Below are 12,447 nucleotides of genomic sequence, written 5' to 3'. Positions count from 1 at the left end.
ATTAGAGCCGGATCAGCACGATGCCGACAATCATCAGCCCGAGGCTGACCAGTTGAACACCTGTGACTGGCGCTTTCGCTGCGCCAAACAATCCGAACCGGTCAATTAACAGACTGCCGGTCAACAGACCGATGGTGACGATGACGACAGCAGCACCCGCTCCGACAAGCGGCACGATGACGGCATTCCCGGCGATGAACAAAGCACCGATCAAGCCGCCGATCCAAATCCACCATGGTGTCGGGAGCGACCGATCGAACTGCCACTTCGTCCGGACGATTAGATTGACAAGCAACAACGTTACCGTTCCGACGACAAAGGAAATCAATGCTGCTTTAATGGCGGAATCGAGAACCACTCCGAGATGCCCGTTGATCGCGGCTTGGGCGGCACTCATCATTCCCATGATGACACCCATGATCCGCCAACCGTAAATCGTCGGATCGACAGACTTCGCTTGTTCCGGATGTCGACGTTTTGCGAGCCAGTCACCGAGCGCAACGGTACCGACGACACCGAGCAGCACAAATCCGGCGCCGAGTAGTCGCGTCGACGACAAAGGTGTGACAGCAGTCGAAAACCAACCGAAGTTATCAATTAACAGGCCCATCAAGACCTGTCCGAAAATCGGCATAATGACGGTCTGAACACCGCCAATTCGCGGGAACAGCAGAATGTTTCCGGTCAAAAAGATGACACCGAGCACACCGCCGATCCAAATCCAGGCGGGTTCCGACCAGACACCCGGATTCAGACGGAAATTCTGTTCAACGAACAGCGTCAGCAAGATCAAAAAAACCGTCCCGATGCTGAACGACAGCAGAGATGCAAGGAACGGCGAGCCGACAATGCCGCGTAAGCGTGTATTGACACTCGTTTGAACGGGAACGAGGATCCCGATGATTAATCCAATGATAATGGCAAGAATAAGAAGCCCTCCTTTTGTACGAATCGTTCCTATCATATGCCAGAGGCGGACAGGAAAGCGATTTGCCTGCTTATACCGTCAGTTGAACACAAGAAAAAGCATCCGAATGTTACAGATGCTTTCTCAACAGATGGATTTAGTCAGCGGTATTCTTTACTTAACGGCTGTTCCGGATCGGCTCGACGGATACGGTAATCAAGGACGGTTTCGATGACAATTCCAAGCAGCATGAAGCCTGCCACGTAAAGCAGTGACATGTCCGTATCATCTCTAAGTTCAGTAGTGACGATCAGGAGCAGCATGAGTGAAATGATACCAAAACCCATGATGGACCTGAGTCGAATCAACCGTTTGGCACGTGTCGAGTCTGACAGCCGACTGATTTCGAAACTTTCGCGACCTAACATCATGCCGGAAACCGCGAGTGCACAGATTAGTACCAGAATCGACCAAATGGATTGGTCAAAAAAGTGAGCCGCTAAAAAGGCGCCGCCGGTAACGACTGCCGATAGAATCCGGGCCGGTTTCGTTCGCTTGCGGATGGTCTGAATGGTTTGGATCCATTCTTGTTTGTTCATCTTCTCACCTCATGACGATCATACGTGTTCTGGCTATAAGGGGTCCCTCATTATGCCAGACCTTTTCCCCCGTGCGGCTGATCTTCCAGCAGCCGCTCGACTTGCAGGAGAATCGGTCGCGCCTGTTCAATCAATTGCCGGGTCGCCGGCAACTGTAAAGACGCAGCATGTGCCGCTTGATCCGTCCAAATCTCCCGGACTATTACGGTATCAGCTTCTTCGGTCGTACTGACGACATACTGCTTACAATCCGAGACATCCTGTAAGGAAGTTGCTGCTTCTAACAGTACCTCCACCAATCGTTGTCCCTCACCGACTTGTGTCTTAAACTTTGTCCATAACCCATAATACATCTTTGTTTCCCCTCTCATGACATGATGATCGATTGTTTAAATCAAGTTTCTGGGAACATTTAGTTGAAAAATACGTATATTAAAAATAGCTTACATAAGAAAAAGGAGGATGCTCTATTGAAAAAACGTCTGCTTGTCACGACCGGTTTGTATCTGCTCGTCATGATGATGACGATTTATGCCATCTTTTTCGAACAATCCGATTCGACTTTTCTGCTAGTCATCCAACTTGGACTGTTGATCCATTTCTACTTTCAGTACCGGATGTCGTACATCGTCCCTGATCAGGATCTTCCTACTACACCATTTCGATTGAATGTCCTTCGAACCGTACTGATTGTAGCAGCCTTCGTCTCGTACATAATGCTTGATTCCGTGCCGCTCCTGCTCGCAACGGCTGTCGCTTTAGCGCTCGCTGTCCCGACGCTCGTTTCCTACTTGCGTTTACGGACGCAGGAAGACTGATGCGTTCAGCTTATTCCCGTTCCGGCAACGAGCGGGTCCGTCCGATGAAGACGACCTGTTGCTTGACCAGCCGAAAGACCTGATACTCGCCGCGCGGATCGGTTTTCAATTGAACAGCGACCTGATGCCTTGCCTCTTTCGAAGAAGCCGTCTTGTCATAGGCAGACCGGACCGCAACGATCGTCTCTTTGCCATATTGCTCGGCGACATGTTTCGTCACCCGGGCCCGTACGATTTGTTCAAACGTCTCATCCTGTTCCTGCTCAAGAAAAAACCAACCGATGCCGCCGATCATTCCTAATAAGAGTAGTGCCAGTACCGTCTTTCGCATTTCGAACGCCCCGTTTCCGTTTTGTTCTCTGTAGACAGAATTCGCTGTTCATTAAAGATTTCCTGCTTTTTGAATAAAGACCGAGATGGACAGGAATCCTTTTAAACAAGCCGTGCATCCACTCCCTTTTAGGGAATCGGATGCACGGCTTGTTCGTTATTGCCTTAATTCTTCAACTAAATTCTCGTGTTTGCGTCTTGTCGCAAATCAGAAAACACCGGTATACCGGTGTTTTTAAATCCAACAAAACAGCCCGCTGAGCATCTCAAGGGCTGTTTCCAAATTCAAATTAGTTGCGCGTGTCTTTTCGGTACGTCAAACCGATGAACTGTGACTTTTGATTAAATAATTTCCGGTACGACATGTAACCGACAAGAACAGCCGACGTCGCTGCCGTCGTAAGCAACAGGAATAAGATCAGCAGTTGATACAGAACGGCTTCCATCGGGTCGGCCCCGCCGATGATCAGACCGCTCATCATGCCCGGCAGTTGGACGAGTCCCATCGTCTTTTGCGCCTCAATCGTCGGAATCATACTCGTCCGAATCGCACTTTTGAGACTGGTATCAATCGCCGTTTTCGTATCACCGCCGAGGGATAAAATCAATTCAATCACTTCGTCGCTCCGTTCGACCTCATCCTTGAACTTATTCAAAAACAACAGTGACAGAATCATACAGTTCCCGATGACCATCCCGCTGATCGGGATGACTTGCTGGGCTTCAAACGGAATGATGTTCAATCCAAGCATCAGTCCCATCGTCAGGACTTCGACCGAGACCAAGGTCGCAAGGACAATCCACTGGATGCCCGGGATGCCGTCGCCCTTGCGGATGACGTTCAGCGTCGCGGCACCAATCATCAACAGAATCATCAACAGGATGTAAATCGGACTGTCGCTCTCAAAAACGAATGTCAGGATATACCCGATGATCAGCAGTTGAATGATCGAGCGGACGGTCGCAATTAAGATATCTTTTTCAAGCCCGAGTTTCAGCGTAAAGGCGAGAATGAGTGGTATCGCGATGAAAATCAGGGAAGTTGCCAGTTGGACGTAACTCATGACAATTCCCCCTTTAGGAACGCCTGAATGTCCGAACGTGCTCCGTCCGGCTCAAGCAACGAGACGTCCCCCTGCTCAAGCAATTGACCGTCTTTTAAGAACCAGACCTCTTCACTGACCCGGCGTGCCTGATCGAGATCATGCGTGATCCAGATGACGGTCACCTGAAGCTCGCGTTGCAGGCGCTGAATCAGCTGTTCGATTTCCTTGACCATCCGAAAATCAAGACTGGCCGTAATTTCGTCGAGCAACAAGACATCCGGTCGATTGACGAGCGTCCGGGCAATCGCAAGCCGGCTCCGTTCACCGCCTGACAACTCTTTGACCGGCTGTTTTAAGTCGACATGGAGGTCGACTTGTTCCAGCAGTCGCTTTGCTTCGTCCGGTGCCAAGGTCTCGCGGAAAATCGTTTTCGGCAAACTGAGATTATCCAGGACGGACTCCGGCAACATCGGCGCACTTTGAAACGCCATCCCGATTTGTTTCCGCAGTTCGACAAGGTTCATCTGTTCTAAGTCCTCGCCGCGGTAACGAATCCGTCCGCTGTCCGGAGAAATCAGTCCGTTGATTTGTTTTAAGCACGTCGATTTGCCAGCACCGCTTGGTCCGACGAGCGTCGTGATTTTTCCTTCCGTAAACGCACCCGAGATGCCACGGAGTATGTGTTTGTACTGCACGTCTTCAAAGGTAATGATCGACACGTCTGCTTCACCTGACTTTCTGGTTTCTGTTGATAGCTATGAAACAGGTATACCCGAAAATCACAAAAACATACAACGCATCGATGCGCTGTATGTTCAAAAAACCGTCTATTTTGCTTCTTTCGGATCAATCAGCGGTCGCACTTCCATCCGCCAGCCGTACTTCTGTGCTTCCGGTAACTGGGTCGTCGGATGAAGCAACGCCAGGTCGACCGCCTGTTCCAAATCATCCGCTTCAAACACGATCAGACTGCCGATCTGTTCCGTTTTGTCCGGGTCCGGTCCGTCCTGATGCTGAATCTGACCGTCGAGAAGCCGGGCCCGTTTCGTTTCGGCTCCCGGATGCCATTCATACAAAACGTTGAGTTTCGTAAAAAAGGTCTCGAGAGGTGGATTACACCGTTCCATGACGGCATCGAGCTCTTGTTGCGAGGACTGATTCATCTTTTCTGCATCGTAATAACCGATGAATAGAAATAACATCTGATCCCTCCTAGTTCCAAGGCCTCCTGAAGACGTCGTTCATTATTTAAATACCCTGTTTTTAATGGATGTAATACAAAACACCTTGTCTCCTTCGAGGAAACAAGGTGCCGCTTATTTATTAGCAATCTTCCGCAACAGATACAACGCGTACACCATTGACGGGATGGCCATGACGAGGACTGCTATGCGCAGCAAACCAAAGATAAAATTCAAGTCTGTATAATCCATTCATACTTCCTTCTTTCTTAATTTAACGATTTCGCGACGACTTGGCGCATCTTTTCAAAGCCAAGCCGTTCGTAGAAGATATCGACCCCGTCATTGCTCATCCAGTAGTCGAGATCGATTTTATGTATGCCCTGCTCTAGTGCCCTGCGCTCGACTTCAAGCAACAACTGACGGCCAAACCCTTGCTGCTGTTTGTCATCGACGATACAGAGATGATGGACGCGGGCTTTCGAATTGGCAAACTGAAAGGCACTTTCCGGACGGCGCAGGTATTCGATCCAGACGTAGCCGATCGCTTCTCCGTCGAGCTCCGCAATTAAAAACTGATGACTACCGGTCCCGGTGATTTTCGCAAAAAAAGCCCGGACCGTCGCAAAGTCGTACGGTTTAAAGAAGTCCGACTGCTGCGCGACGTGCGGCTCATGGACGTAGCGATTCAGCCTAGCTAGTGTATCCAGGTCCGTTGTCTCGACAATCTGCATGTGTACCCCTCCGCTCAGTGTGTGATTTGTCCGTTGAAGACGTACGGGACCGTCTGTTGCGTCGTCAGAATCTGTTCGTATTCTTTCGACAGATTCATGAACTGAACGGCGTCGGCAATCGTCACCCACGAAATCTCTTCGATTTCATCCGGAAAAATCGTGCCAATTTCGCCCCCGCGAATCTCCGACTGGAAAAAGAAGAACAGACAATGTTCATCGACTTGCGGAAAAAAGGCTTCGCTGACGTGCAACAGTTCCCCGACTGCGACGTCATAACCAGTCTCTTCTTTCGCTTCCCGGACGGCTGCTTCCGGCAACGTCTCCCCCGCTTCGACCGTTCCCCCGGGCAGCGTATAGTACGAATAAGACGGTCCGATGTTTTTGACCATCAAGACCTGATCCCGTGTCTCATTTAACAAGACATTATAGACGATGTTTTTTTGGCGTGTCATGCTCATTCCCCCTTGATTCACAGTTGGTATTTTTTAACTTATCTACTATACCATAGTCTTTTTCAAGCGGAGACAATTCATTATTCAAAAAAAGGAAAAATAATTCCATATGAATGCCCTTATGGTAAAATCATTCCATTACGTTAAAAAAAGGAGGATTAGGATGATACATTTGCAACAAGCTAAAGCCGAAGATGCACTTGCGTTATTTGAGCTGCAAGTCGCTGCGTTCAGCCCGTTGCTTGAGAAATATCAAGATTACGACACAAATCCGGCCAATGAGACGATTGACCGTGTCTACGCACGGATTCAACATCCGGCCGGCTGTTTCTACAAAATCATCGCGGACGGACAGCTCGTCGGTGCGATTTGTATTCGCTGGAAGGAAGACGTCCATTTCCGAATCAGTCCGCTGTTTCTAGCACCGGATGTGCAAGGCAACGGATTTGCCAAACAAGCGATGCTGCTTGCAGAAGCCCGTTATCCTCAGGCTGAGACTTGGGAACTGTCGAGTCTCTTTGAAGAAACGAAAACGTGTCAGTTATACAAAAAGATGGGTTACGTCGAAACCGGTGTCCGGAAACCGCTGAACGACAACGCAACGCTGATCCAGTATCAAAAAATCATGAGATGAAAAAAGGATACTCGTCTATGTTAAACAAATTTTTCGCGGCCGTTCTGACCGCAATCGCCACTTCCGGTCTGTTGACGTTGGTTTTATGCGTTTATGACTTTCTCGAAGATTCAGATGAAGATGTCTTTTCCGAGGCTTTCGATTATTTCCTCATCTATACGTTCTATTCGTTTCCCGTCATCTTAATTTCAGGAATCCTCGTCGACTGGTTGAAAAAACGATTCGTTTCATTTTTCCCTAAGCGCCGGAAGACAGTCCCTTTGTTGTATGGTGTGTCAGGCAGTACAATCGCCCTGGTTATTCTTTTACTAAATCATAATGGAGTCATTCAATTCAGTGAACTGTCTGTCTTACTGCCTCTTCTTGTGCTTTGCGGCGCATCAGCGATTCTGTATTTTTGGATTTCGCATAGGATTCTTAAAAAATCGTATAATAATCCTAAAAAATGACTCGCGGTTAAAACTACCGGAGTCATTTTTGAAGTCAGTCGAGCATCGTCCGTTTGAACTGAATAAGCATCGTCCGTTGACCGTTCAGTTCGACTTCTACTGCTTTGCTTTCTTGTTGGAATCCATTACTTGTCAGGATTTTTTGCGAAGCGATGTTTCCGTCCGTCGTTTTCGCTTGAATTTCCTTAATATCAAGTTTCTGACATTGTCCAATCAACAACCGGACGGCCGCTTTGGCAATCCCCTTACCCGTATGATTCTGTCCGATTCGGTACCCAAGTTCTGCCCGTTTCGTAGTTACATCCCGATCAACGAGATTGATGCGGCCCATAATTTCTCCGCCTTCATCTGTGATCAGGTAAAATAACGAAGTGCCATCCCGCTGCTCCTGCAAAAGTGACGCATGGCGTTGCTTAAAAATCTCAGGCATGTAATAGTCATCTCCGCGTGACGGAATCGATTGTTCAAAATATGTGCGGTTCTTGAGTTCAAATACATATAACTCTTCTGCGTCCAGTGCCGTACAGGCTTTCAATTTAATTTTCATGCCATCCCCCTTTAACTCCTAATTAACCCTTTAAACTTCCATATATTATCATTATAATCGTATAAGATACAGTTTATCATCAATTCATCACTACAGTTCAAGTTAGGAAAAATCATGTTCATCAAACGAAATCATCATAATCTAGCTACCCATAATGTCCGCGTCTTTTATTTCATTACCTTGTTTGGCACAATTAATCTCCTTGATCCGGTCATTACCTTATTTTATTTCCATCGCGGCTTGTCGGCATCTGACATTCTGATCATCCTCTTCATGTATTGTGCCGCGACGTTAGTATCAGAAATCCCGACCGGCGCTTTTGCCGACCGCTTCGGACCAAAAGCGTCGTTTTTAACCGGCAGCCTGATCAGCGTCTTTTCGACCAGTTTGTTGCTGATGGCGGATGACCTTTGGTGGTTTTCAATCCAAGGACTGCTGTGGGGATTATCAACGTCCTTCTTTTCCGGTTCAGACGATGCTCTGATTTACGAGTCCTTAAAGGAAAGTGGTCAGGAAAAGACGATGAGTCAGGTCATGGCGAAGATTTCGTCCGTGATGTTTTCCGTCACGATTTTCACCAGCCTGATCGGGGCCTATCTCGTCCGGGACTTGGCGGAAAGTCAGTTTCGGTTCCTGATTCTCATCGGAATTCTTTTCAAAGTCATTGAATTCTTGTTGATTTTCAGTCTGATCAATCCTAAATCGTTTGATCAGTTTCGGGACAACCCGTATACGCATGTCAAAAACGGTTGGCAGATTATCCGAAGGTCCCCGGATCTGATTAAAGTCTTTCTCAACTTCACGATTGTATTGATTCCGTCTGTCGTCATTTTCGGCAAGTTCGAGCAACCGTACGTAACGGGAGCCGGACTGCCCGTCGCTTGGCTCGGTGTCTTGTACGCAAGCGTCGCTCTACTCAGCATGCTGATCACGCGTCATCTCGCCTGGCTATTGGTCCGGTTCAAACGGACGACATTGATGCAACTATCGGGTATTATCACACTGCTTGCTGTCTCATTGGCGAGTTTCCTGTTTGACAGCTTATGGATTGCTTTAGTGCTCTTTTTTGTCCTGCGGATGCTTCGGTCAATCCGTCAACCGCTTTATTCCGGTATCATCAACGAACACATTCCGTCCGGCAGCCGGGCGACGACCCTTTCGCTGCTTAATCTCGTTGATTCCGCGTTCGATTTAATCATTCTCGGAACGATGTCATTTGTCGCGACCCTCGGATTATCGGCGATTTTTATCGGTTGTGCCCTGATTATCGGAGTGGGTCTGTTGTTTCCTGTGCGGGAGGCGAAGCAACCGGTACGGTAAGGTTGTTTCAATAGATTGAAGGCAGCAAAAAAGACACAGCTGTTCAATGTGTCTTTTTCTGCTTTTCTCTTTTTCCAATCAATACAATCGCGCAAAACAGAAAGACAGTACCTAAACCGGCACCGATAAACAGCGCTGAGTCGAAGACAGGCTGAAGTGCCAGACCTGCCATAGTAAAAGCAGCGTCCAGCAAGAGAAAGGTTGATATGTAGTTTTTCTTCATTTTACAGTTCCTTCCTTTTGTCAAAAGTACGTATTAAATCCGACTTCATCTTCCCGCAGAAAACCTTTTTCATTGATGTATTCCGTGGCCAGATTTCCGTGCCGGAGCAGTTTCTTTTTCTTTAAAGCTGTTGCCAACCGGTTCAGATTCTTTTCTTCCGTCGGTAATCGGTCCCGTTGCAGTGTAATCGTAATGAATGGCGGGATTTTCGCTTTCTGATATTCGCTTGACGATGTCGAATCCAATTTCAACTGCTGAACATCGTCCTGATAATAGACGGCCCTGTACACAGTCCCTGAACCGAAGATGTTTTCGACAAGCGGACGAATCTGTTCCGTCAGTTCCTGTGACCACTGTTCAGACAAGTACGTATCCGTGACCTGCTTTGTCTGCTGATCGATGTAGACGAAAAATTCCGTATCAGTTTTTGGATCCTGTAACTGTACGGCATAATCAAAATCAGAGTATTTTCCCGCAGCGTCGTAAAAGACGCCTTCCAGCTCTGCCTGTTTGAAGTGTTTTGTGATATACGATTTTGTCTCGCGCACCACACGGTCGGCTTCCGGTTCGTCCGGTTCCATCGACTGAACATACAGGAAAACCACCAGACCGGACATCACGACCATGACGCCCAAAAGGCTCAATACTTTTTTAGCAAAAGCATTCATGACACCCCTTCTTTTTTCTTAATATTACCATCCATTTTGTCAAATTGACTAAATTCATCCATATTTCACTTTCGCATTTCGTTTCCTATCCCTACAATGAACATAACCGATTGATATCTGAATCCTACTAATTGAAAGCGTGGTGGAAACATGCGTCGAACCATTTGGCTGATGCTGTTGAGTCTATTTATCGTAGCCATTTTATCCGGTTGTTCCGATCAGGCATACGTTATCGAAGAACTGAACGGCAATCAGCTTTCGCTCGGTCCGGACGAGCAAAATCCGGAGGAACAGTATGCCTTGACCGAAGTCACGCTGGACGGCGAGACGAAAATTGACGGGCGGACGAATCAATTATCCGTTCTCCAAAAGGGTGATGTTATCCGCTTTGAATACCGAAACGACAAAAAACCGCTCGTCGCAACGATTGAGCGGGTCAAATAATCCAGAGAGAAGGTTGAACAGATGGAACTGTCCGGAAAACGGATTCTCGTCACCGGTGTTACCGGGACGCTTGGACTGCGCATCGCAAAACGATTATTGCCAAAGGCGCTTGAAGTCCGAGGATTAATTCGAAGTGCGGAACGGTTCACTGAATTCGAGTCACTCGGCATCACACCGGTTCTTGGTGATTTGACCAATCAAACGTCACTTGAAAAAGCGATGGATCAGATCGACTGGGTCGTCCATTGCGCCGCCTATCTCGGTGATGATGAAAATCTCGCCCACCAGTCGAATGTCGAAGGAGTCAACCATTTAGCAACGGCCGCGCTGGATGCCGGAGCAAACATTCTCCACATCTCGACGACGTCCGTTTACGGTGAACCGGCAGATGGTCATTTGACGGAGTCGTCGCCGCTCGCGGTTGAACATCCGGCACCCTATATCCAAACAAAAATCCGGTCGGAACAGATTCTAAACGATTACGCCGCCCGCGGCTTGGACGTCCGGATTCTCCGCCCCGGTGCCATTTGCGCCGAACAGGATTCCCACTGGGGCGACCGGCAAGTCAGACGGATGCAGGAAGCGGATTGCGTGACCTGGGTCCACCCGGACGATCTCGTCAACTGGGTCCATGCCGATAACATTGCCGAGATGGTTTTCCTCGTCCTGACACGTGGAAAACCAGGTGATGTGTTTCACGCCGTCGATACCAACATTCCGGAAACGGACTTCCGAATGCGGCTGGTTGAAGCCTCCGGCAAACCGTACCAAATCCCTGATCGTGTCGCGGAACGTCCGACCTATGCAACAGACAAAATCAAGACACTCGGTTACGAACCGGTTCGATCGTTTGACGAGACAATAGAGCGGTTGCTCCAGTTGTTCTCACTGCAACCGAACGCCAAATAAAAGAGCTTCTTCTGCCTGACTAACGAAACGGAGGACTGAAATGAAAAAACAGTTGATTTTCATCCTGCTGAGCAGCATTTGTCTGACTGCCGGCTGTGCGCGGGAAACCGAAACGATCTCAACGACCGACATCATTGCGAAGGAAGCCCGCCAGGATCAATCAGCGGATTTAATCCGGATCCATGATCGTGTCTATAAACGGAGCGGCAAAGATATGACCATCGTGAAAAAAGATCTGGTTTCCATTACGACCGTCCAAAAACAGTTATCTGGAAAAGAAGCACTTGCCGACCGGACAGCAACCGACTGGCCGAAAGGAACGAAGTTGTACCAGTCAAAAAATTCAACGAGCGAATTGTACGTGTTTCAAGGGACTGTCGCGTTTCGGTACGAAGCCATTGCAGAGGGCTGAACCCGTTTCAGGACATCAGTCCGAACCTTACGATTTTGTTAGTTAAATCTCTTAAGGCTAGATGGTACACTAGCGGCATTATGAACAGCCATCCGCTAAGGGAGACTTCCTATGAAAGAAACCACGCCTACATCCACTTCTATTACGACCAATGAAAAAATCATCCGCTTGATCCAAGGATTGCACCAATTGCACACAGCTCCGATGAAAGCTGCCCACTATCAAAAGTTAGCCCGCTATTTACCGTATCCGTCTCTGACGGAAATCGAACGGCGATTCGGCTCCTGGACTCGTTTGCTCGAACAGGCGGGAATCATCCGGACTTCCGAACTATCGACTGAAAAACGGGCGGTGCTCGACCGCTCGAAAACCGATTCGGCAAACAGTGACCGCTGGAGTGTTGATGACAGCATCGCCTTTTATGTCAAAACATGCGGCTCCCGGGTGACCATCCGGTCCTATTCCGAACTGCGGGCCAATTATCCGCAAATGATGAGTGCGAATACCATTATCCGCCATCACGGAACCTGGAAACAGGCGTTGGCTCATTTTCAATTATCGTCAAGCGGCCTCTACTCAAATGAAGACTGCTTAAATGCCTTACGCGAAGCCTATGACGCGATTGGTCCGACTATCACGAGCCAGGAATATGTCCGGTACTCCCGGACACATCAAGCTCCTTCCTTAACGTTATTGATTGAACGCTTTTCCAGCTGGCGGGAAGCCCTGCGACTGCTCGAGGAGACACTGTACACAAAAGGTTGATCCCCGTCT

General features: G+C 48.4%; 20 protein-coding genes. 8 read left to right on the top strand and 12 right to left on the bottom strand.

The genetic code is table 11. The annotated features are described in order from the left end of the window. Nucleotide 1 precedes the first annotated feature (1 nt). The 3 genes from R7V76_RS06880 to R7V76_RS06870 all read right to left on the bottom strand — a co-directional run bounded on the left by R7V76_RS06880 (nucleotide 2) and on the right by R7V76_RS06870 (nucleotide 1,859). Nucleotides 2-964, bottom strand: coding sequence for a DMT family transporter (locus R7V76_RS06880; protein WP_318091731.1), 963 nt, complete (start codon nucleotides 962-964; stop codon nucleotides 2-4). A gap of 104 nt (nucleotides 965-1,068) precedes the next feature. Next, nucleotides 1,069-1,506: a hypothetical protein gene (locus R7V76_RS06875; protein WP_318091730.1), complete on the bottom strand. Its 438-nt coding sequence runs from the start codon at nucleotides 1,504-1,506 to the stop codon at nucleotides 1,069-1,071. Nucleotides 1,507-1,556: 50 nt separating this feature from the next. Beyond that, complete coding sequence (locus tag R7V76_RS06870) at nucleotides 1,557-1,859, bottom strand: putative quinol monooxygenase (RefSeq protein ID WP_318091729.1); 303 nt, start codon at nucleotides 1,857-1,859, stop codon at nucleotides 1,557-1,559. Between the two features lie 117 nt (nucleotides 1,860-1,976). On the opposite strand from R7V76_RS06870, the gene R7V76_RS06865 reads away from it, so the two are divergent. Further along, entirely contained in the window at nucleotides 1,977-2,324 is a 348-nt protein-coding gene (locus R7V76_RS06865) for a hypothetical protein (RefSeq protein ID WP_131972715.1), read from the top strand. A gap of 10 nt (nucleotides 2,325-2,334) precedes the next feature. On the opposite strand, the gene R7V76_RS06860 is transcribed toward R7V76_RS06865, so the two are convergent. From R7V76_RS06860 to R7V76_RS06835, 6 genes are all read right to left on the bottom strand, one after another. Next, nucleotides 2,335-2,655 carry a hypothetical protein gene (locus tag R7V76_RS06860; RefSeq protein ID WP_290826753.1) on the bottom strand — a complete coding sequence of 107 codons (321 nt, stop codon included), beginning with the start codon at nucleotides 2,653-2,655 and terminating at the stop codon, nucleotides 2,335-2,337. A gap of 289 nt (nucleotides 2,656-2,944) precedes the next feature. Continuing rightward, nucleotides 2,945-3,718 carry an ABC transporter permease gene (locus tag R7V76_RS06855; RefSeq protein WP_318091728.1) on the bottom strand — a complete coding sequence of 258 codons (774 nt, stop codon included), beginning with the start codon at nucleotides 3,716-3,718 and terminating at the stop codon, nucleotides 2,945-2,947. Beyond that, nucleotides 3,715-4,419, bottom strand: coding sequence for an ABC transporter ATP-binding protein (locus R7V76_RS06850; RefSeq protein WP_318091727.1), 705 nt, complete (start codon nucleotides 4,417-4,419; stop codon nucleotides 3,715-3,717). The genes R7V76_RS06855 and R7V76_RS06850 overlap by 4 nt, the downstream gene beginning before the upstream one ends. A 108-nt stretch (nucleotides 4,420-4,527) precedes the next feature. Further along, nucleotides 4,528-4,902 (bottom strand): YciI family protein, encoded by a 375-nt coding sequence (locus R7V76_RS06845; RefSeq protein WP_318091726.1) that lies wholly within the window; start codon nucleotides 4,900-4,902, stop codon nucleotides 4,528-4,530. Nucleotides 4,903-5,150: 248 nt separating this feature from the next. Beyond that, a complete protein-coding gene (locus R7V76_RS06840) occupies nucleotides 5,151-5,615 on the bottom strand; it encodes a GNAT family N-acetyltransferase (protein WP_318091725.1) in 465 nt (154 codons plus the stop codon). 14 nt (nucleotides 5,616-5,629) lie between these two features. Next, complete coding sequence (locus R7V76_RS06835; protein WP_026828370.1) at nucleotides 5,630-6,067, bottom strand: NUDIX domain-containing protein; 438 nt, start codon at nucleotides 6,065-6,067, stop codon at nucleotides 5,630-5,632. A gap of 163 nt (nucleotides 6,068-6,230) precedes the next feature. Between R7V76_RS06835 and R7V76_RS06830 the strand changes: the two genes are divergently transcribed. Next, nucleotides 6,231-6,701, top strand: coding sequence for a GNAT family N-acetyltransferase (locus tag R7V76_RS06830; RefSeq protein ID WP_318091724.1), 471 nt, complete (start codon nucleotides 6,231-6,233; stop codon nucleotides 6,699-6,701). 17 nt (nucleotides 6,702-6,718) lie between these two features. Continuing rightward, nucleotides 6,719-7,150 (top strand): hypothetical protein, encoded by a 432-nt coding sequence (locus R7V76_RS06825; protein ID WP_318091723.1) that lies wholly within the window; start codon nucleotides 6,719-6,721, stop codon nucleotides 7,148-7,150. 34 nt (nucleotides 7,151-7,184) lie between these two features. On the opposite strand, the gene R7V76_RS06820 is transcribed toward R7V76_RS06825, so the two are convergent. Next, entirely contained in the window at nucleotides 7,185-7,697 is a 513-nt protein-coding gene (locus tag R7V76_RS06820) for a GNAT family N-acetyltransferase (RefSeq protein ID WP_318091721.1), read from the bottom strand. A gap of 114 nt (nucleotides 7,698-7,811) precedes the next feature. Here R7V76_RS06820 and R7V76_RS06815 point away from each other — a divergent pair, with 114 nt between their 5' ends. Then, nucleotides 7,812-9,017: an MFS transporter gene (locus R7V76_RS06815; RefSeq protein WP_318091720.1), complete on the top strand. Its 1,206-nt coding sequence runs from the start codon at nucleotides 7,812-7,814 to the stop codon at nucleotides 9,015-9,017. A 43-nt stretch (nucleotides 9,018-9,060) separates the two neighbouring features. On the opposite strand, the gene R7V76_RS06810 is transcribed toward R7V76_RS06815, so the two are convergent. Next, nucleotides 9,061-9,240 carry a hypothetical protein gene (locus tag R7V76_RS06810; RefSeq protein WP_318091719.1) on the bottom strand — a complete coding sequence of 60 codons (180 nt, stop codon included), beginning with the start codon at nucleotides 9,238-9,240 and terminating at the stop codon, nucleotides 9,061-9,063. 20 nt (nucleotides 9,241-9,260) lie between these two features. After that, nucleotides 9,261-9,908, bottom strand: coding sequence for a hypothetical protein (locus R7V76_RS06805; RefSeq protein ID WP_318091717.1), 648 nt, complete (start codon nucleotides 9,906-9,908; stop codon nucleotides 9,261-9,263). A gap of 150 nt (nucleotides 9,909-10,058) precedes the next feature. Between R7V76_RS06805 and R7V76_RS06800 the strand changes: the two genes are divergently transcribed. From R7V76_RS06800 to R7V76_RS06785, 4 genes are all read left to right on the top strand, one after another. Continuing rightward, nucleotides 10,059-10,352 (top strand): hypothetical protein, encoded by a 294-nt coding sequence (locus R7V76_RS06800; protein WP_318091716.1) that lies wholly within the window; start codon nucleotides 10,059-10,061, stop codon nucleotides 10,350-10,352. A gap of 21 nt (nucleotides 10,353-10,373) precedes the next feature. After that, nucleotides 10,374-11,261 carry an NAD-dependent epimerase/dehydratase family protein gene (locus R7V76_RS06795; protein ID WP_318091715.1) on the top strand — a complete coding sequence of 296 codons (888 nt, stop codon included), beginning with the start codon at nucleotides 10,374-10,376 and terminating at the stop codon, nucleotides 11,259-11,261. Nucleotides 11,262-11,301: 40 nt separating this feature from the next. Further along, nucleotides 11,302-11,673: a hypothetical protein gene (locus tag R7V76_RS06790; RefSeq protein WP_318091714.1), complete on the top strand. Its 372-nt coding sequence runs from the start codon at nucleotides 11,302-11,304 to the stop codon at nucleotides 11,671-11,673. 111 nt (nucleotides 11,674-11,784) lie between these two features. After that, the gene (locus tag R7V76_RS06785) at nucleotides 11,785-12,438 is read left to right on the top strand and encodes a homing endonuclease associated repeat-containing protein (protein ID WP_318091713.1); all 654 of its coding nucleotides are present in this window, start codon (nucleotides 11,785-11,787) and stop codon (nucleotides 12,436-12,438) included. Nucleotides 12,439-12,447: the final 9 nt, after the last annotated feature.

This window comes from Exiguobacterium artemiae, from assembly GCF_033342815.1.
GTDB lineage: Bacteria > Bacillota > Bacilli > Exiguobacteriales > Exiguobacteriaceae > Exiguobacterium_A > Exiguobacterium_A artemiae_A.
Note: the sequence above shows the minus strand (reverse complement) of the source record. Positions and strands in the feature narration are given on the sequence as shown.